Consider the following 17,358-nt stretch of genomic DNA (forward strand, 5'->3'; position numbering starts at 1 on the left):
CCCGCTCCCACAGGGGAGATTCGCACCTTCAGATACTGGAGTCTCCCCTTGAAGATCACACCGATCCTCACGCAGTTGCGTGAGCAATGTCCGACGCTTGCCCAGCGTGTGGCCGCAGGTTTTGACCTCGCCACGCTGCAAGCCGAGACCCCGCTGCAAACCCCCTGCGCCTATGTATTGCCCACCGCCGACATCGCCAGCAAGAACGCGGCTCAGAACGTCACGCTGCAAGCGGTGCGTGATCGCTTCGATGCCGTGCTGGTGCTCGACGCCACTGACGCGACAAAAGCGCTGGATCTGTTGCACGACCTGCGGGCCGAACTGTGGCGCGCGCTGGTGGGGTTCAAGCCGGGCGCTGAGTACACCGGCGTCGAGTATGACGGCAGCGAACTGGTTTCCATCAACAGCAGCCGGGTGTCGTACCGGCTGCGCTTTTTCGCCGAGTTCCAGCTGGGCCGCAATCTGGCGAGCCAGCCTGCCGAAAGCTGGCACGAGCGTGAACTGGACGGCTTGTCGTCCTTTACCGGGGCCACCGTACGGGTCGATGCCATCGACCCGGCGGACCCCAACCTGAAACGTCCCGGCCCCGACGGGCGCGTGGAACTGACTTTCTCTGGAGACGTAACCCCATGAGCAAACGCATCACCGTGCTGCCGGCCCCGGGCCGTGCCGTACCGGACCCGGAAGCGGGCGATCTGTTGCCCCTCGAGGGCCGTGAAGTGCTGGACAACGCCTGGTGGCGTCGACGTCTGGCCGATGGCGATATCACTACCAAAGCCGTGAAAGCGGCCAAACCACAGGGAGCCAAATAATGGCGATCGGATTTAGCAACATTCCCGCGGACATTCGTGTTCCGCTGTTCTACGCCGAAATGGACAACTCGGCCGCCAATAGCGCGTCATCGGCCATGCGCCGATTGATCGTCGCCCAGGTCAACGACAATGTCGCCCCGGCCGATGTCGGCAAACTGGCGCTGGTGTCCAGCGTCGCGCTGGCCAAGAACATCGGCGGGCAAGGCTCGATGCTAGCCTCGATGTACGAAACCTGGCGCAAGACCGACCCGCTCGGCGAAATCTGGTGCCTGCCGCTGCACAACGTCGAAGGCGCCATCGCCAAGGGCGTGCTGACCTTCACCGGCACCGCGACTGAAAGCGGTGTGCTCAACCTGTACGTCGGCGGTGTGCGCGTCCAGGCCGCCATCGTCAACGGCGCCACGGCGGCCCAGGCCGCCACTGCGCTGGCCTTGAAAATCAACGCCGCCGCCGACCTGCCGGTGACCGCTGCGGCCGCCGAAGGCGTCGTGACTCTCAGTGCCAAATGGACCGGCGACAGTGGCAACGACATCAGCCTGCAGTTCAATCGCCTGGGCAAGAGCAATGGCGAAGACACCCCGGCGGGGCTGACCACCGCCATCACCGCGATGACCGGTGGCGCCGGCGTGCCGGACCAGACCGCTGCCGTCGCGGCCCTGGGCGACGAGCCTTTCGAATTCATCGCCATGCCGTGGTCTGATGTGGCGAGCCTCAACACCTGGCAAGCGGTCATGGACGACAACACCGGCCGCTGGTCCTGGGCCAAGCAGTTGTTCGGCCATGTCTACAGCGCCAAGCGCGGCACCATTGGCACCCTGGTTGCCGCCGGACAGGCGCGCAACGACCAGCACATGACCCTCCAGGCCCTGGAGCTTGGCGTACCGCAACCGTTCTGGGTCCAGGCCGCGGCCTTGGCGGCTCGCACGGCGGTATTCATCTCCGCCGACGCCAGCCGTCCGACCCAGAGCGGCAGCCTGCCAGGCCTGGACCCGGCACCGGCCAGCGAGCGTTTCACCCTGACCGAGCGCCAGTCGCTGCTCAGCTACGGCATCGCCACGGCGTATTACGAAGGTGGCTACGTACGCATTCAGCGTTCCATCACCACGTATCAGAAGAATGCCTTCGGCCAGGCTGACAACTCCTACCTGGACAGCGAAACCATGCACCAGTCGGCGTTCATCGTCCGCCGCCTGCAAAGCGTGATCACCAGCAAGTACGGTCGCCACAAACTGGCCTCCGACGGCACCCGTTTCGGCGCCGGCCAGCCCATCGTGACCCCGAGCACCATCCGCGGCGAACTGATCGCGCAATACGCCAAGCTCGAACTGGAAGGCCACGTGGAAAACGCCGAGCTGTTCGCCGAACACCTGGTTGTCGAGCGTGACAGCCAGGACCCGAGCCGGGTCAATGTGCTGTTCCCACCGGACTACATCAACGGCCTGCGGGTGTTCGCGCTGCTCAACCAATTCCGCCTGCAATACGACGCCGCCGCCTGACGGTAGCACTCAGTCGCATGCATTCAGCCCACCTTGCGTGGGCTTTTTATTTGAAGGGAGAAACACCATGGGTCAACTGATTGCGGGCACCTGCTACGTCAAAGTGGACGGCGCTCAACTGACCATCAATGGCGGCTGCGAAGCGCCACTGATGTTCACCAAACGCGAAACCGTCGTACCGGGTTTCTACAAGGAAACCGACATCGCCCCGTCCTTCAAGGTGACGGCCTTGCACACCGCGGACTTCCCGCTCAAGCAGCTGGTCGCCGGCACTGATATGACCGTCACTTGCGAATTCAACAATGGCAAGGTCTACGTGCTGGCCGGCGCCTACCTGGTGGAAGAGCCGGTGTCCAAGGGCGACGACGCCACCATCGAGCTGAAATTCGAAGGCATCAAGGGGACCTGGCAATGACTGATCTCGTGACGCTGCGCGTGGCCATCGAGGCCCACGGCGAGCCGCTGAGCGAACTGACCCTGCGCCGTCCGACGGTGCAAGAGGTCCGGGCGATCAAGGCGCTGCCCTACAAGATCGACAAGAGCGAGGAGGTGAGCCTGGACATGGACGTCGCGGCCAAATACATCGCGGTGTGCGCCGGCATCCCACCGTCGTCGGTCAACCAGTTGGACCTGGCTGACCTCAATGCCCTGAGCTGGGCCGTCGCGAGTTTTTTCATGAGTGCGGCGTCGCAGCCATCGGCGACCTGATCGCCGCCGCCTATGACCTGGCCTGGTTCTGGAAGGTTGACCCCGAACAGATGATGGCCAGGCCACTGGATGTGCTCCGCGAATCCTTGGAGCACGCGCAACGGATCAATGCGATGCAGCAGGTGCAGTGATGGCAGACACACAAAAGGTAGAGAGAAAGGCGGTGCTGCTGACGGGCATCGACGAGCTGTCACCCAAGCTCGCCGGCCTTCGTGCGAAGGTCGCGAGTTTCAAGCAGAACCTCGACGCCACGGGCCTGGGCAGCCTGGATATTTCCGGTCTGCTGCCCAGCGGCGGCCTGGCCCAGCCCTTTATGGACGGGCTCAAGTCGGCGCTGGCCTTCAAGGACGAAGCGGGCGCCGCGAGCGCGGCGGCCAGCGCCGTCCAGGCCCCTGAAGCGCCCCGTATGGCGGCACAGAACCTGGAGGGATTGAAGACTTCCATCAGTAACGTGTCGGTGCAGTTCGGCTCGGCCTTGGGACCTGCGGTCAATGCGGTGGCGGTGAGTTTGCAGCCCATGGTCAGCGGCGTGGCCCAGGTGCTGCAGGACAACCCGCAACTGGTACAGGGCCTGGCGAATGGCGTCGTGGCGTTCAACGCGATTCAGATGGCGGTCAGCGGCGCGAGCCAGGCGTTCGAAGTGGTGAACCTGGCCTTGAAGATGAACCCCATCGGCTTGATTGCCATGGGCATCGCCTTGGCGGCAGGGATGATCATCGCCCATTGGGCGCCGATTTCAGCGTTCTTCGCCGGACTCTGGCAGAGGCTTGCGTCGATCGTCCTGCCGATGGTCGAGTTCTTCAAGACGATGTTCGCCTTTACCCCGATGGGGCAGGTGATCAGCAACTGGGGGCCGATCAGCAGTTTTTTTGGCGCACTCTGGAATGTGATCGTGGCGGCGGCAACGCCGGTCATCGGTTTCATGCAGACGTTGTTCGCCTGGTCGCCCTTGGGCTTGATCGTTGCCAATTGGGCGCCCCTGACCGGGTTGTTCGCGGCGATCTGGGACCTGCTCAGGGCCTTGACCGTGCCGGTGATGGACGCCTTGAAAGGCCTGTTCGACTGGACGCCGTTGGGACTGATCATGGCCAACTGGGGCACGATCGGTGAAGTCTTCGCCGGGATCTGGGAGGGCGTGCGCAACCAGGTGTCAATCATGCTGGCGGTGTTCAGCGGCCTGTTCGACTGGTCACCCATCGAGGGTCTCGTCAAGCAGTGGGGGCCGGTGGGCGAGTGGTTCAGCCAGTGGTGGAACGAGTTGCAGGCGGTGATCGCGCCGATCAAGGCATTTTTCAACGGCGGCTTCGGCGAGATGATCACCTCGTTCACCGCTAAGGTCGAGGGTTTGACCGAGGCGCAGCGCGCCACCAACGCCGAAGGCAAAGGTGAGCTGGCGCCGGCGTTTTTTGGCGCGGCCAGCGAGCAGCCTCCGGGTCTGTCGTCCAGCCTGGCGCCAGCCTCCGCCAACGTTCCGGCGAAGACCTCGCTGGCGCCGGGTACGTTGCCACAAACCTCCAGCGCCCTGGTGCAACAAAGCGCCGCCAATAACCGCACGCAACTCGAAGGCGGCCTGACCGTGCGTTTCGAAAATGCGCCGGCCGGGTTGCGCGCCGATCCGCCCCAGACCAATCAACCGGCCCTGGCGGTGAGTTCGCGCATCGGCTATCGCTCACTGTCCACAGGAGGCTCCAATGAGCTGGCGTGATCGTTTGTTGCCGGCGTCGTTTCGTGGCGTCGGGTTCTGGGTCGACCAGGCGAAAACCCCGGTCGGCCACAAAGGCCAGCTGCATGAGTATCCCCAGCGTGACCAGCCGTTTTTCGAGGGGCTCGGCCAGCAGGCGAAGATTCATGAGCTGACGGCGTTCATCGTCGGCCCCGATTGCCTGGAGCAGCGCGACAAGCTGCTCAAGGCCTTGGAGCAGGGCAGCGGCGAACTGGTGCACCCGTGGCTGGGGCGCCTGCAGGTCAAGGTCGGCGAGTGCGACATGACCCAGACCCGTCAGGACGGCGGGTTGGTGACGTTCGCCCTGAAGTTCTACCCCGACCAGCCGCTGCAATTCCCTTCGGCCACGATCAACAGCCAGAAACTGCTGCTGGTCTCGGCCGACAGCTTCCTCGGTTCGGCGGTGCGGCGCTTCGAAGACGCCATGACCTTGATCAAGGCCGCACGGATCGGCATCGCTGACCTGCGCAACAGCCTCAAGGAGATCTACGGCGTGATCGAGCAGGAGCTCAAGCCGTTGATCGAGACCTATCGGCAACTCAGCGATCTGGTCAAGGCGGTGAAAGCATTGCCCAAGGAGGTGGTGGCCGAGTTCAAGGGGTTGCTGGGCGATATTCGGGAACTGAAGGACTTTGCCCGTGACGGCTATCGCGGCGTGATTGCCAGCGTGTCGCAACAGGTGGAGGCCATTCGCAAGGCCGACGCGCCCAAACTCACGACGGGCAAAGACACCACGGCGGCGGCCCAGGCCGTGGCCGACCTGGTGCAGGACACGCTGTTGGTGCAGGCCGCGCAATGGATTGCGGCGATGCCGGTAGCAGCGCCTGCGGTCAAGTTGGGCGCCACGCCATCGGTGGCGCAACAGGCCGTACAACCGGTACGGCGCCGGGACGTGCCGGTGGCCGACGATGTGCTGGCCCTGCGCGATGCCCTTAACGAGGCGATCTGGCAGGCCTCCCTCAAGGCTGATCCGGAGCACTACCAGGCGATGAACAACCTGCGCCAGCAAATGGCCGCGCACCTGACGGCGGTGGCGTCTTCGGGCGTCAGGCTGATCAACCTGTCGTTCAAGCAAAGCCTGCCGGCGCTGGTGGTGGCGTATCAGCAATTCGCCGATGCCACCCGGGTGACGGAAGTGACCCAGCGTAACGGCGTCGCCCATCCTGGTTTCCTGCCGCCCAATGACCTGAAAGTCTCGGGGGAGTAAGCCATGAACGAGCTCGACAACGCTGTCTCGCTTACTGTCGGCGGGTTGGATTACGGCGGCTGGAAAAGCGTGGAAATCAGTGCGGACCTGGAGCGCCAGTTTCGCACCTTTAAACTCGACATCACTTGGCAATGGCCGGGGCAGACCCAAGCGGTGCCGATCCGTCCGGGCGATGAATGCCAGGTGCGCATTGGTGCCGATCTGGTCCTCAGCGGTTATGTGTTCAAGGCACCGGTCAGCTATGACGGTCGACAGATCAGCCTGAGCATTGAAGGCGGTTCCAAGACCCAGGACCTGGTGGACTGCGCCGCGATCAACCGCCCGACCCAATGGCGCGGGCAAACGCTGCTGAGCATCGTCCAGGCCCTGGCATCGCAATACGGCGTGGGAGTCATCAGCGAGATCCCTGAAACCGCGCGGTTGAGCGAACACAGCATCGTGCCGGGGGAAACGGTCTTTCAATCCATCGACCGTTTGCTGACGTTGTTCCGAGTGTTCTCCACCGACGACGCACAAGGACGTGTGTTGCTGGCCAAACCCGGCAGCGGTGGGCGGGCCAGTGATGTATTGGAGCTGGGCAAGAACATTCTGTCGGGCAACGCACCGATGGACTATAGCCAGGTGTTCTCCGAATACCGGGTCATCGGCCAGCACAAGGGCAATGATCAACAGAGCGGGGCGGCGGTAAGTGAAGTCTCTGGCACCGCCACCGATCTGGGCTTCAAACGCAAGCGGGTGACGGTGATCAGCGAGAGCGCGCAGTTGACCTTCGAACTGGCCCAGCAACGGGCCGATTGGGAAAGCGCCATCCGCACCGGCAAGGCCCTGACCACCACCTACCGCGTGCAAGGCTGGCGCCAGGCCAATGGCGACTTGTGGCGGCACAATACTTTGGTAAGGGTGATCGACCCGGTGCTGGGGTTCGACGCAGACATGCTGATTTCCAAAGTGACGTACTCGCTGTCGGCACAGGGCTCCGTCACCACCCTGCAAGTCGCACCGCCGCATACCTTCGACGCCAACCCGGTGCCGCCAAAAACCTGAGCCTCGCCGATGCCTGCCCGCCACAGATTCCCTGTGGGAGCGCCCCAAAAGTGTCCGCCCACCACAGATCCCTTGTGGGAGCGAGCTTGCTCGCGATAGCGGCAGTGCAGCCAACAGAGATGTTGATCCGAACACCGCGTTCAAGTCCCCGATTCTCAAGGAAACCTCAATGAGCCTACTGACCCGCCTCCTGGCGCGCGGCACTGTCGTGCTCGCCCATTCGGCCACCAAGCTGCAGTCGCTGCAAATGCGCCTCACCGCCGGCGAAGTGAACGACGACATGGAGCACTTCGAACCCTACGGCTTCACCAGCAACCCGCTGGCCGGTGCCGAGGGCATTGCCACGTTCCTGGGGGGCGACCGCTCCCATGCCGTGGTCCTGGTGGTTGCCGATCGCCGCTTCCGTCTCCAGGCCCTGGCCCCCGGCGAAGTGGCGCTCTACACCGACGAAGGCGACAAGCTCCACTTCAAGCGCGGTCGTGTCATCGACATCGAGACTGCAACCCTGAACATCCGCGCCAGTAGCGCGGTGAACATCGACAGCCCGGTCATCAACCACACCGGCAAGATCGTCTCCCAAGGCGACCAGATCGCCGGCGGCATCAGCCAGATCAAACATGTGCATGGCGGCGTACAGGCCGGCAACGGCCAGACCGGCGCGCCGGCGGGAGGCCAATGATGTTCATCAGCCAGAACCTGCACGCCGCGCTGACCCGCTCGGTGCTGATCAGCCTGTTCACCTGGCGCCGCGCCGCTGACGACGATGCCGTCGATGATGACGAACGTTTCGGCTGGTGGGGCGACACCTTTCCCACCGTTGCCGACGACCGCATCGGCTCGCGGCTGTGGCTGTTGCGCCGGGTCAAGCTGACCCGGCAGACCCAGCTCGACGCCGAATTCTATGCCCGCGAAGCCTTGCAATGGCTGATCGATGACGGTCATTGCAGCGCCATCGACATCATCAGCGAACGCCTCGACGCCCAGCGCTTGAACCTGCGCACGGTCCTGACCCTGGCCGACGGCGAGCGCCTGGACATCAACCCCGATAACAGTTGGCAGGTGACCTATGCCGTTTGAAACCCCTTCGCTGCCGGTGCTGATCAAACGCGCCCAAAGCGACCTGGCCAGCGATTCGCTGCGCCAGTCCGATGCCCAAGTGCTGGCCCGCACCCTGGGCGGCGCCGCCTACGGCCTGTATGGCTACCTGGACTGGATCGCCGAGCAGATCCTGCCGGACAAAGCCGATGAGTCCACCCTGGAACGCATCGCCGCCCTGCGCCTGAACCAGGCGCGCAAAGCGGCCCAAGTGGCCAGCGGCAATGTCAGCTTCAGCGCTACGGCAGGTGCCGTGCTGGATGTCGATACGCTGCTGCAATCCACCGATGGCCGCACTTATAAAGTGACCACCGCCCGCACCACCAGCAATGGCCTGAACACTGCCACCGTCGCGGCGCTGGAAGCCGGTAGCCTGGGCAATGCCGACGCCGGCCTGGTGCTGACACCGGTGCAGCCGCTTCTGGGCATCGACAATCGCTTCACCGTGCTGGCGCCGGGGCTGACCGGCGGTGTTGCCAGGGAAAGCCTTGAGTCCCTGCGGGCCAGGGTGATCCGTTCCTATCGCGTGATTCCCCACGGCGGTTCGGCCCAGGACTATGAAACCTGGGCCCTGGAATGCCCCGGCATCACCCGTGCGTGGTGCCGGGGTAGCTACATGGGGCCAGGCACCGTCGGCCTGTTCGTGATGCGGGACGATGACCCGCAACCGATCCCCAACGCCGAGCAATTGGAAGAAGTGCGGGCCTACATCGAGCCCTTGCGCCCGGTGACCGCCGAGCTGCACGTGCTGGCGCCGACGCAGGTACCGGTGAACTACAGGCTGCGCATCACGCCGGACACCAGTGCCGTGCGGGCCGCCATCGAGGCCCAACTGCGCGACTTGCATAACCGTGAAGCCGGTCTCGGCGAAACGCTGTTGCTCAGTCATATCGCTGAAGCCATCAGCAGCGCCACCGGCGAAACCGACCACAAACTCAGTGCGCCAGTCGCCGATGTCGTCGCCGCCAGCAACCAGTTGCTGACGTTCGGAGGCTGCACATGGCTGGAATAAGAACCGCCGAACAGTACCAGGCCCAACTGCGTAGCCTGCTGCCCAGCGGCCCGGCATGGGATCCGGAGCGCGTACCGGAACTGGACGATGTGCTGCAAGGCATCGCCCAGGAACTGGCCCGCCTCGACGCCCGTGCCGCCGACCTGCTCAACGAGATGGACCCGGCAGGCGTGAGTGAGCTGGTACCGGACTGGGAGCGGGTGATGAACCTGCCGGATCCGTGCCTCGGGGCCACGCCGTTGTATGACGATCGCCGTCTGGCGGTGCGTCGACGGTTGTTGGCGGTGGGCAGCCAAGCCATTGCCTATTACGTGGAAATCGCCAAGAGCCAGGGTTACCCCAACGCCACCATCACCGAACTGAAGGCGCCGCGCATGGGCCGCGCACGGTTCGGTGAAGCGCATTTTGGCACCTGGCAGGCGCAGTTCATGTGGACCCTCAATACCGGTGGCCGGCTGCTGCTGGGGCGGCGTTTTGGCGCGAGCTATTGGGGCGAGCGTTTTGGCGTCAATCCGGGCTCGGCTCTGGAATGCCTGATCCACCGCAGTGCACCGGCGCATACCAAGGTCCACATCAATTATGACTAAGGAATAGAAGATGGATTATCCGAAGAGTGTGCCCAGCGCCGGATTGGTGAATGGGAAGTTCGTGGATGAAAACCCGCTGACCGGGACGCCGGGGTCGTTGATTCCGGCGGCTTGGGGGAACGGGGTGACACAGGAAATCGTGAATGTCATCAAAGCGGGTGATCTGACGCCAGATGAAACCCAGAACGATCAGCTACTCGAGGCGATTCAGTTGGTTACCGCCAAGGGCTGGAACCAGGACCTCGCGCTTCCGATCACTGCCTTGCCGCTGCCGACGATTGCAACAGCGGACGCCCGCCTGGCGATAACGCCAACGGCACTGTCAACCAGCGGCGGCCGTGTCTCGACTCCGGCGGGTGTGTACATCAGCATTGGACAAGAGGTGGTGAGTGGACGGTTGGGGCGATCACGTACCTACGTGACGGCGGCTTGGAGCAGCGCCGATTTATTGCCCAGCGCCAGTTATTTTCTACGCGCACAGGTCATCGGCGGTGTGCTGACCTTCTATATGCAGCGTGGAAGCCTGTATGACCTTTCGCCGGAGTCCTTGAAGGGTACGGTCAACGGAGCGTCCGGCGGCGGCTTTGCGTCCACCTCCCTGGACATGTGCCTGGCCTGGGTCATGACCGGGGCGCCAGGTTCCTTGCCAACGATTCGCACGATTTACAACCGTGCTCAATTGACCTGGACGCAAACGGTGAATGGCACTGGAGTGGTGTATCTGCCGCTGGATCCGCATGCGCGTGCGGCGCGGCTTGTGGCGGGGAATCCGACACCCGCGCCGAACGTCGTGACCTCGCTGGCGTTTGTTCAGGCTGGGTGGCTAGGGGGCAATTACAGCTACCTGTCACCCGCCGCTAGCACTCCCGGTAACAATGCCGTGGGCTGGGCGAATACCGCAAGTCCGTATATGTGCGTGTTGTTCTCCAATAACGTCGTCAATGACGTAAGCGTCGCCACGGTCACGGCCAGTTTTGACCATGCCCAATCGCGCTCGCTTTGGCAGTCGTACCAGGCCGAGCACACATTGGGCGCAACCAATGCCGATAGCGACGAATTGCTATTGAGCATGGGAATCAAGGGGCACCAGGCATTGACGGATTACAGCGTGGGTATCGCCGTCAACTTTACCAATGCAATCAATGTTCACCTGTCCTGGGAGCTGATCCGATGAAAGTCATTCAAGAACTGCACCAGTACGAAGATGGACTTCGCCCGCCTGCACCTTCGTCCGCCCATATCTGGGAGGACGGTACTTGGGTACTTAGCGAAGAGAATGCCGCCGAGCATTTACGCCAGGATGCCGAACGCCTGTGCGCCAAGGTCGATACCGCTGCCGACAACGCCCGTCGCACGATGGCCGGAGATCCGTTGCGGGCTCTGGAATACCAGCAAGCCGCCCTGGAAGCGCAGGCCTTCAAGGATCAGGGTTATCCGAAAAAAGCCGTCCCGTTGGCCGTTTCTGCGTGGGTCGTCAAAGGCCGTACAGCCAGGCAGGCGGCGGATCAGATTCTCGCCAAAGCCGCTGAATTTGAAGCGAACCTGCTGGCGCTTCGCGAATTGCGCCTCAAGGCCAAGGCACAGATTCGCGCGCACATGGCCAAAGGCAAGGCGGATCTTGCGAGCCAAGCCGCTGATGAGGTGCTTGCGATTATCCGAGCGCTACCTCTTCGTGCTTGAACCCCATCTCATAGAGAGCAATAAAACATGGATTATCCAAAAAGTGTTCCCAGTGTCGGGCTGGTGAACGGTCGGTTCGTGGATGAAAACCCGCTGGCGGGCACGCCTGGATCGCTGATTCCAGCGGTCTGGGGCAACAGCGTCACCCAGGAAATCCTTAGCGTGATCTCGGCGGCCGGCATGACACCCTCCGAAGCAGATACCGGACAGTTGATCAAGGCGTTGCAAACCATCCTTGGACGCAGCAGCCCGATGCGTTCGGTGATTACACGGTTATCGGCTTCAAAAGTGCTGACCGCTGAGGAATTGGGGCTTGTGCTGATCGATGCCAGTGCTGGTGCGAACACTGTAACCCTGCCGACAGCCAATGCGGCGCTTGGTGTTCGCGATGTGATTGTGCGACGTGTGGATAACAGCGGTAACCGCCTGACGGTGCGCGCTGCAGGAACTGATAGGGTTAGGTTCCACACTCACTTGGCAGCCAGTGGTTATCCATTCTTGGTGCTGATGGGTAGCGGTGACTGGTGGCATTTGCGCAGCGACGAGGCTGGGGTCTGGTGGCCGGTAAATCGCTTTGATTCGACGGCGCTGGGACGCATTTCCTTCGAGAGCACACGCCAGGTTATCCCCGGCGGGTATGCAGTGCTTAACGGTAATTTGCTGGTGCGTAGCGAATGGCCGTGGCTGTGGGACTTTGCGCAATCGTCCGGTGCGCTAGTGGCCGAAGCTGCCAGAGCGGGGAACGAAGGTGCGTGGACCAGCGGTGATGGTGCGACAACCTTTCGACTTCCCGATATTCGTGGCGAGTTCTTGCGCGTGTTGGATGAGGCCCGAGGCGTAGATGTTGATCGTTCGGCGGGCAGCAGACAAATGTATGCCCTTGAAAGCCACAACCACTTTTTGCCTACCAGTTCGGGTAGTGCTAATCGTCCGGGGCCTGGTATTGCTGATGGCTCTTGGGACGTGACTCGTGACGTTAATGCTGCTCCTGCAACGGGGATAGTTGGTACGACGTATCCCAATCCACTTTTCTTTTCCAGTGGGGAACTTGTAGGCAATATCGGCACTTTCGGCACTGAAACTCGCCCTAGAAACATTGCCTATTCCGCCCGAATCAAGCTGATCTGAGGCCATTATGTATATTTATCTGTTTGACGGCTCAGGTGTTCTATCTGGCCCGATAGAACTTTTCGTAACCCCCGGCATGGGCATTCAAATCCCAAGTAACGGCATCCAGCTTTCCTTCGAATTACCCCCTGCCCAAGAGCACCATTCATGGGTCATGGTGAACGGCGTTCCGCGAGAGATGGTGGACTGGCGTGGGGCGGTTTATCGCAAGGACAACGGCGCTCATTTGCAATGGACCGAGTTCGGCGAATTGCCGGAGATGTACACCGCCGAGCCCTGGCCCGGTAACTATTACGTCTGGCGTGATAACGCCTGGGTCTTTGATGAAACGCTGAAACTGGCCGACCTCAAGCGCGAAGGGTTAGCTAAGCGCGACAAACTGCTGCGGGACACGGTTCAGACAATCGCTCCCCTCCAGTACGCCGAAGACATTGGCGACGCCACTGACCAGGAACAGCTGATGTTGATGGAGTGGAAGCTCTACAGCGTCGAATTGAACCGCATCCAGCATCAAACCGGTTTTCCAACCGACATCACCTGGCCGGTCGTGCCTGAGTCCGCTGTTTAAACCCAATACAGGTTGGACGGCTAAGAAACGTTCATTTTTCCCAGGCACTGTTGGCGCGAGTCAACAGGCGAGGCTTTCTATTGCCGTTTTCGACCGTTTGAAATTTAAAGGAGAGGAACTTGGATTATCCCAAAAGTGTGCCCAGTGCGGGCCTGGTGAATGGCCGGTTCGTGGATGAGGATCCACTGGCAGGTACGCCGGGATCATTGATCCCCGCCAGTTGGGGCAATGGTGTGACGCAGGAATTACTCAGTGTCATCCAGGCAGCTGGGATAGCGCCGTCGGAAGCCAGCTACAACCAATTGCTCACTGCCATACGGAGTAGCGGGCTGTTTCTTACCGCGCCGCTATTTGATAACAGCAGGGCCGTTGCAACGACAGAATACGTACTTCGCAGGGGCATGCAGTATGGCGGGTTTGATGTTTACAGCACTGGGGTAACATTGACAGTGTCGGATGTCGGCGGAGTTGCCAGTTTCGCCAGTAACACACCGGTTACCGCCAGACTGCCGGCTACCGCCGAAATCATACAGGGCGCCACAGTGACGATTGTCAATGCGGGAACCGGCATGGTCACCGTTTCAACGGCATCCGCTATTGATGTGCTATGCGCTTCGAATGGTGCGCAGGGGGCAATCACTATTGGTCTGGGCGAAACGGCGGAGTTCATTAAACTCACTAACCAATGGCGTCTTATTGGCGGTACTGTTGCCTTGAAGTATTCGGCCATGTCCATTTCGTCATTGCAACCCAATGGCTGGAAGCGCACGCCTGATGCAACGAGTCCGACGGGATATGTTATCGAGCAGTGGGGCATTTCTTCCAGCGGAGCGGATGCCAACGGCGTTATCGTAACGTTTCCAATGTCCTTCCCTAATGCCGTCAGAAACATTGTAGTGACCGATGGAGGCCCCACTTGTGCGTCCTTTGGAGTCTCCACAGGCTCGCTGAGCCAATTCAGGCTTTATGGGCGGGACTACAATGGCGCCTATTCAAATTGGACTGGATTATGGCGAGCGATAGGTTATTGAGGGGGAGATGAATATGTTGATTTATTACGCTCAATCCACGGGCGGGTTTTACAACTCTATCGATCACGCTAACAATCTTCCTGAAGACGCGATCAAGATCACCGATGAAGAATATAGAGCGTTATTTGCCGCACCCTTTCTGAACAAATGTATCGAGTCGGACGCCAAAGGTCGTCCGGTGCTCTCGGATATGTCCGTTAATGAGCTCACGGTACGAATGGCCGGTGAAAAGAATTGGCGTGATGCATTGCTCACAGCCACCGACCGCCTCATAGCGAGAGATCGCGACGAAATGGATGACGGTGGCGGTACGACGCTGGACCAAACACAGTACACGCAGCTTCAGGCTTATCGCCGGGCTTTGAGGGATTGGCCACAGGATGAGCACTTTCCAGCCACTGAACATCGTCCGGTGGCGCCGTCCTGGCTGGCCGGACATCTTTGATCATGCACTTGCGATGACCTGAACATGGATCTTATGCAGCAGCAACTCATCAACATCATGCCCGACGCCCGCGCCCAAGCGGGCGTTTTTATTTCCGCGCTAAACACCGCTATGTCCCGCTATCGTATCGACACACCCAAACGCATGGCCGCGTTCCTGGCCCAGGTCGGTCATGAGTCGGGGCAATTGCGTTATGTCCGCGAGCTGGGCAGTGAGCAATATCTGAGCAAGTACGATACCGGAACCCTGGCCGTTCGCCTGGGCAACTCACCCCAGGCCGACGGTGACGGCCAGAAGTATCGTGGCCGAGGACTGATCCAGATTACCGGCCGCGACAATTACCTTCGTTGCAGTCAGGGCCTGTTTGGCGACGCGCGTCTGCTGACGTTGCCGCAGTTGCTGGAGCAACCGCAATGGGCCGCTGAATCCGCGGCGTGGTTCTGGGAGCAGAACGGCTTGAACGAACTGGCCGACCGCGATCAGTTCAACACCATCACCCGCCGTATCAACGGTGGTTTGAATGGCTTGGAGGAGCGCCTGCAACTCTGGGCGCGGGCGAGGGCGGTGTTATGCCAGTCTTCGGCCTGATGCCTTTTTCTGCTCGCACCCTTGGCATTGTCGTTTTACTGACAGTGTTGGCGGGGGGGCCGGCAATGCTCGCGTGGCGACTCCAGGATTGGCGTTATGGCCAACAATTGGCGCAACTGGCACAAGCCCAGACTGCGACGCTGAGTCAGATAAGCCAGGCGGCCGCGATGCAGCAAAAGGCCGAGCGGGACAAACGCCTCGCCCTTGAGCAACAACTCTCCACCAGCGAACAAACCCATTACCGAGCCTTGAGCGATGCCCAACGTGACCAGGATCGCCTGCGCGATCGCCTTGCTACTGCCAATGTCCGGCTGTCAGTCCTCCTCGACGCCAACGATGTTGCCGCCGGTTGTGCAGTGCCTGCCGCCACCGGCGCCGGCGGCGTGGATCATGGCGCCCCACGCGCCCGACTTGACCCGGCGCATGCTCAACGAATTATCGCCATCACCGACGCCGGTGATCGCGCACTGATTGCCTTGCAGGCCTGTCAGGCCTATATCAGAGCGCTGGGTCGGTAATCCGGCGAGCCTTGCAAGCGTCGACTGCTCGTGTACGGTAGGCCTCAATCGTGGGGAATCAGGAGAGCACCATGGACGACATTACCGAACTGGCCGCTGAATTGGGCAGACGCCTGCAGTTGCTCAATGCCCACGTCACCACGGCCGAGTCCTGTACGGGCGGCGGGATTGCCGAGGCGATTACCCGGATTCCGGGGAGTTCCGCCTGGTTCGAGGCCGGTTATGTCACCTATTCCAATCGCCAGAAAAGCCAGCAACTGGAGGTGCCGGCCCAGTTGTTCGAGAAGGTCGGGGCGGTCAGCCGCGAGGTGGTCGAGGCCATGGCACAAGGCGCCCAGCGCAAAAGCCTGGCGCGTTTTGCCGTGGCGGTCAGCGGGGTGGCCGGGCCGGATGGGGGTTCGCCGAGCAAACCGGTGGGCACCGTATGGCTCGCCTGGGCCGTTGGCCAGACGCTGATCAGCGAGCAGCGCTTCTTTGCAGGCAACCGCGACGAGGTCCGCCGACAAACGGTGAGGGCCGCGCTAGAGGGGCTGCTGCAACATGCCGCTGTAGAAATCTCAAATCAGGGGTAGGCGATCCTCAATCGCTGTGGAATAATACTGGCTACTTATACAGGTGTTGGCCGTCAGGCCTTATTGATTACGTGAGGACTTTAATGGACGACAACAAGAAGAAAGCCTTGGCTGCGGCCTTGGGTCAGATCGAACGTCAATTCGGCAAGGGTGCCGTAATGCGTATGGGCGATCAGGACCGTCAGGCTATTCCTTCCATCTCCACCGGCTCCCTGGGCCTGGACATTGCGCTTGGCATCGGCGGTCTGCCAAAAGGCCGAATCGTTGAAATCTACGGTCCTGAGTCTTCCGGTAAAACCACACTGACCCTGTCCGTGATCGCCCAGGCCCAAAAAGCCGGCGCGACCTGCGCCTTCGTCGACGCCGAACACGCCCTGGACCCGGAATATGCCGGCAAACTGGGTGTCAACGTCGACGACCTGCTGGTTTCCCAGCCGGACACCGGCGAGCAGGCCCTGGAAATCACTGACATGCTGGTGCGTTCCAACGCGGTTGACGTGATCATCGTCGACTCGGTGGCGGCACTGGTGCCAAAGGCTGAAATCGAAGGTGAAATGGGCGACATGCACGTGGGCCTCCAGGCTCGCCTGATGTCCCAGGCCCTGCGCAAGATCACCGGTAACATCAAGAACGCCAACTGCCTGGTGATCTTCATCAACCAGATCCGTATGAAGATCGGCGTGATGTTCGGCAGCCCGGAAACCACCACTGGCGGTAACGCACTGAAGTTCTACGCCTCGGTTCGCCTCGACATCCGCCGTACTGGCGCGGTGAAAGAAGGTGATGAAGTGGTCGGCAGCGAAACCCGCGTCAAGGTCGTGAAGAACAAGGTGGCTTCGCCGTTCCGTCAGGCCGAGTTCCAGATTCTTTACGGCAAGGGCATTTACCTCAATGGCGAGATGATCGACCTGGGTGTGTTGCACGGTTTCGTCGAGAAGTCGGGCGCCTGGTATGCCTACAACGGCACCAAGATCGGTCAGGGCAAGGCCAACTCGGCCAAGTTCCTGGCGGATAACCCGGAAGTCGCCGCTGCTCTCGAGAAACAATTGCGTGACAAGCTGTTGAGCCCGGTTGCAGACGTCAAGTCCGTGGCTAATCGCGAGACCGCTGACGATCTGGCTGACGCTGACATCTGATCGATCCG

General features: G+C 61.3%; 22 protein-coding genes. All 22 read left to right on the top strand.

The window, feature by feature from the left end; all coding sequences use genetic code 11:
* The first annotated feature begins 48 nt into the window (after nucleotides 1-48).
* The 22 genes from BLP82_RS05400 (at nucleotide 49) to recA (ending at nucleotide 17,350) form a co-directional block, all read left to right on the top strand.
* Complete coding sequence (locus tag BLP82_RS05400; RefSeq protein ID WP_092165891.1) at nucleotides 49-633, top strand: phage tail terminator protein; 585 nt, start codon at nucleotides 49-51, stop codon at nucleotides 631-633.
* The gene (locus BLP82_RS05405) at nucleotides 630-812 is read left to right on the top strand and encodes a DUF2635 domain-containing protein (protein ID WP_092165893.1); all 183 of its coding nucleotides are present in this window, start codon (nucleotides 630-632) and stop codon (nucleotides 810-812) included. Before BLP82_RS05400 ends, BLP82_RS05405 begins: the two co-directional genes overlap by 4 nt.
* Entirely contained in the window at nucleotides 812-2,308 is a 1,497-nt protein-coding gene (locus BLP82_RS05410) for a phage tail sheath subtilisin-like domain-containing protein (protein ID WP_092165895.1), read from the top strand. Before BLP82_RS05405 ends, BLP82_RS05410 begins: the two co-directional genes overlap by 1 nt.
* Nucleotides 2,309-2,375: 67 nt before the next feature.
* Nucleotides 2,376-2,723: a phage tail tube protein gene (locus tag BLP82_RS05415; protein WP_003198314.1), complete on the top strand. Its 348-nt coding sequence runs from the start codon at nucleotides 2,376-2,378 to the stop codon at nucleotides 2,721-2,723.
* Nucleotides 2,720-3,016, top strand: coding sequence for a phage tail assembly protein (locus BLP82_RS05420; protein WP_092165897.1), 297 nt, complete (start codon nucleotides 2,720-2,722; stop codon nucleotides 3,014-3,016). Before BLP82_RS05415 ends, BLP82_RS05420 begins: the two co-directional genes overlap by 4 nt.
* Before the next feature lie 130 nt (nucleotides 3,017-3,146).
* Nucleotides 3,147-4,721: a phage tail family protein gene (locus BLP82_RS05425; protein ID WP_092165899.1), complete on the top strand. Its 1,575-nt coding sequence runs from the start codon at nucleotides 3,147-3,149 to the stop codon at nucleotides 4,719-4,721.
* Entirely contained in the window at nucleotides 4,708-5,946 is a 1,239-nt protein-coding gene (locus BLP82_RS05430; RefSeq protein WP_092165901.1) for a DNA circularization protein, read from the top strand. Before BLP82_RS05425 ends, BLP82_RS05430 begins: the two co-directional genes overlap by 14 nt.
* 3 nt (nucleotides 5,947-5,949) lie before the next feature.
* On the top strand, nucleotides 5,950-6,990 hold the full coding sequence (locus BLP82_RS05435; protein WP_092165903.1) for a phage baseplate assembly protein: 1,041 nt from the start codon (nucleotides 5,950-5,952) through the stop codon (nucleotides 6,988-6,990).
* A 169-nt stretch (nucleotides 6,991-7,159) separates the two neighbouring features.
* On the top strand, nucleotides 7,160-7,669 hold the full coding sequence (locus BLP82_RS05440) for a phage baseplate assembly protein V (RefSeq protein ID WP_092165905.1): 510 nt from the start codon (nucleotides 7,160-7,162) through the stop codon (nucleotides 7,667-7,669).
* Nucleotides 7,669-8,067, top strand: a complete 399-nt coding sequence (locus BLP82_RS05445) for a phage GP46 family protein (RefSeq protein ID WP_072387841.1) — start codon at nucleotides 7,669-7,671, stop codon at nucleotides 8,065-8,067. The genes BLP82_RS05440 and BLP82_RS05445 overlap by 1 nt, the downstream gene beginning before the upstream one ends.
* Complete coding sequence (locus BLP82_RS05450; RefSeq protein ID WP_092165907.1) at nucleotides 8,057-9,097, top strand: baseplate J/gp47 family protein; 1,041 nt, start codon at nucleotides 8,057-8,059, stop codon at nucleotides 9,095-9,097. Before BLP82_RS05445 ends, BLP82_RS05450 begins: the two co-directional genes overlap by 11 nt.
* A complete protein-coding gene (locus BLP82_RS05455; protein WP_060738955.1) occupies nucleotides 9,085-9,684 on the top strand; it encodes a YmfQ family protein in 600 nt (199 codons plus the stop codon). The genes BLP82_RS05450 and BLP82_RS05455 overlap by 13 nt, the downstream gene beginning before the upstream one ends.
* Before the next feature lie 10 nt (nucleotides 9,685-9,694).
* The gene (locus BLP82_RS05460) at nucleotides 9,695-10,858 is read left to right on the top strand and encodes a phage tail protein (RefSeq protein WP_092165909.1); all 1,164 of its coding nucleotides are present in this window, start codon (nucleotides 9,695-9,697) and stop codon (nucleotides 10,856-10,858) included.
* A complete protein-coding gene (locus tag BLP82_RS05465) occupies nucleotides 10,855-11,364 on the top strand; it encodes a phage tail protein (protein WP_092165911.1) in 510 nt (169 codons plus the stop codon). Before BLP82_RS05460 ends, BLP82_RS05465 begins: the two co-directional genes overlap by 4 nt.
* 27 nt (nucleotides 11,365-11,391) lie before the next feature.
* Entirely contained in the window at nucleotides 11,392-12,492 is a 1,101-nt protein-coding gene (locus tag BLP82_RS05470) for a phage tail protein (protein ID WP_092165913.1), read from the top strand.
* A 7-nt stretch (nucleotides 12,493-12,499) separates the two neighbouring features.
* Nucleotides 12,500-13,060: a tail fiber assembly protein gene (locus BLP82_RS05475; protein ID WP_092165915.1), complete on the top strand. Its 561-nt coding sequence runs from the start codon at nucleotides 12,500-12,502 to the stop codon at nucleotides 13,058-13,060.
* A gap of 119 nt (nucleotides 13,061-13,179) precedes the next feature.
* Complete coding sequence (locus BLP82_RS05480; protein WP_092165917.1) at nucleotides 13,180-14,091, top strand: gp53-like domain-containing protein; 912 nt, start codon at nucleotides 13,180-13,182, stop codon at nucleotides 14,089-14,091.
* Between the two features lie 7 nt (nucleotides 14,092-14,098).
* On the top strand, nucleotides 14,099-14,536 hold the full coding sequence (locus BLP82_RS05485; RefSeq protein ID WP_170842269.1) for a phage tail assembly chaperone: 438 nt from the start codon (nucleotides 14,099-14,101) through the stop codon (nucleotides 14,534-14,536).
* A 24-nt stretch (nucleotides 14,537-14,560) separates the two neighbouring features.
* The gene (locus BLP82_RS05490) at nucleotides 14,561-15,124 is read left to right on the top strand and encodes a glycoside hydrolase family 19 protein (protein ID WP_092165919.1); all 564 of its coding nucleotides are present in this window, start codon (nucleotides 14,561-14,563) and stop codon (nucleotides 15,122-15,124) included.
* Nucleotides 15,106-15,642 carry a lysis system i-spanin subunit Rz gene (locus tag BLP82_RS05495; protein WP_092165921.1) on the top strand — a complete coding sequence of 179 codons (537 nt, stop codon included), beginning with the start codon at nucleotides 15,106-15,108 and terminating at the stop codon, nucleotides 15,640-15,642. The genes BLP82_RS05490 and BLP82_RS05495 overlap by 19 nt, the downstream gene beginning before the upstream one ends.
* A 71-nt stretch (nucleotides 15,643-15,713) precedes the next feature.
* Complete coding sequence (locus BLP82_RS05500) at nucleotides 15,714-16,214, top strand: CinA family protein (protein WP_060738947.1); 501 nt, start codon at nucleotides 15,714-15,716, stop codon at nucleotides 16,212-16,214.
* A gap of 83 nt (nucleotides 16,215-16,297) precedes the next feature.
* Complete coding sequence (gene recA, locus BLP82_RS05505; protein WP_003198351.1) at nucleotides 16,298-17,350, top strand: recombinase RecA; 1,053 nt, start codon at nucleotides 16,298-16,300, stop codon at nucleotides 17,348-17,350.
* The last annotated feature ends 8 nt before the right edge of the window (nucleotides 17,351-17,358 follow it).

Source organism: Pseudomonas sp. NFACC37-1, from assembly GCF_900101575.1.
In the GTDB taxonomy this organism is placed as follows: domain Bacteria; phylum Pseudomonadota; class Gammaproteobacteria; order Pseudomonadales; family Pseudomonadaceae; genus Aquipseudomonas; species Aquipseudomonas fluorescens_AA.

What these genes read in the sequence shown, in the direction of transcription:
- BLP82_RS05420 (WP_092165897.1), top strand. Translation starts at nt 2,720, where the DNA reads ATGACTGATCTCGTGACGCTGCGCGTGGCCATCGAGGCCCACGGCGAG.
- BLP82_RS05440 (WP_092165905.1), top strand. Translation starts at nt 7,160, where the DNA reads ATGAGCCTACTGACCCGCCTCCTGGCGCGCGGCACTGTCGTGCTCGCC.
- BLP82_RS05460 (WP_092165909.1), top strand. Translation starts at nt 9,695, where the DNA reads ATGGATTATCCGAAGAGTGTGCCCAGCGCCGGATTGGTGAATGGGAAG.
- BLP82_RS05495 (WP_092165921.1), top strand. Translation starts at nt 15,106, where the DNA reads ATGCCAGTCTTCGGCCTGATGCCTTTTTCTGCTCGCACCCTTGGCATT.
- BLP82_RS05415 (WP_003198314.1), top strand. Translation starts at nt 2,376, where the DNA reads ATGGGTCAACTGATTGCGGGCACCTGCTACGTCAAAGTGGACGGCGCT.
- recA (WP_003198351.1), top strand. Translation starts at nt 16,298, where the DNA reads ATGGACGACAACAAGAAGAAAGCCTTGGCTGCGGCCTTGGGTCAGATC.
- BLP82_RS05425 (WP_092165899.1), top strand. Translation starts at nt 3,147, where the DNA reads ATGGCAGACACACAAAAGGTAGAGAGAAAGGCGGTGCTGCTGACGGGC.
- BLP82_RS05490 (WP_092165919.1), top strand. Translation starts at nt 14,561, where the DNA reads ATGGATCTTATGCAGCAGCAACTCATCAACATCATGCCCGACGCCCGC.
- BLP82_RS05455 (WP_060738955.1), top strand. Translation starts at nt 9,085, where the DNA reads ATGGCTGGAATAAGAACCGCCGAACAGTACCAGGCCCAACTGCGTAGC.
- BLP82_RS05500 (WP_060738947.1), top strand. Translation starts at nt 15,714, where the DNA reads ATGGACGACATTACCGAACTGGCCGCTGAATTGGGCAGACGCCTGCAG.
- BLP82_RS05430 (WP_092165901.1), top strand. Translation starts at nt 4,708, where the DNA reads ATGAGCTGGCGTGATCGTTTGTTGCCGGCGTCGTTTCGTGGCGTCGGG.
- BLP82_RS05465 (WP_092165911.1), top strand. Translation starts at nt 10,855, where the DNA reads ATGAAAGTCATTCAAGAACTGCACCAGTACGAAGATGGACTTCGCCCG.
- BLP82_RS05450 (WP_092165907.1), top strand. Translation starts at nt 8,057, where the DNA reads ATGCCGTTTGAAACCCCTTCGCTGCCGGTGCTGATCAAACGCGCCCAA.
- BLP82_RS05485 (WP_170842269.1), top strand. Translation starts at nt 14,099, where the DNA reads ATGAATATGTTGATTTATTACGCTCAATCCACGGGCGGGTTTTACAAC.
- BLP82_RS05475 (WP_092165915.1), top strand. Translation starts at nt 12,500, where the DNA reads ATGTATATTTATCTGTTTGACGGCTCAGGTGTTCTATCTGGCCCGATA.
- BLP82_RS05445 (WP_072387841.1), top strand. Translation starts at nt 7,669, where the DNA reads ATGTTCATCAGCCAGAACCTGCACGCCGCGCTGACCCGCTCGGTGCTG.
- BLP82_RS05410 (WP_092165895.1), top strand. Translation starts at nt 812, where the DNA reads ATGGCGATCGGATTTAGCAACATTCCCGCGGACATTCGTGTTCCGCTG.
- BLP82_RS05435 (WP_092165903.1), top strand. Translation starts at nt 5,950, where the DNA reads ATGAACGAGCTCGACAACGCTGTCTCGCTTACTGTCGGCGGGTTGGAT.
- BLP82_RS05405 (WP_092165893.1), top strand. Translation starts at nt 630, where the DNA reads ATGAGCAAACGCATCACCGTGCTGCCGGCCCCGGGCCGTGCCGTACCG.
- BLP82_RS05470 (WP_092165913.1), top strand. Translation starts at nt 11,392, where the DNA reads ATGGATTATCCAAAAAGTGTTCCCAGTGTCGGGCTGGTGAACGGTCGG.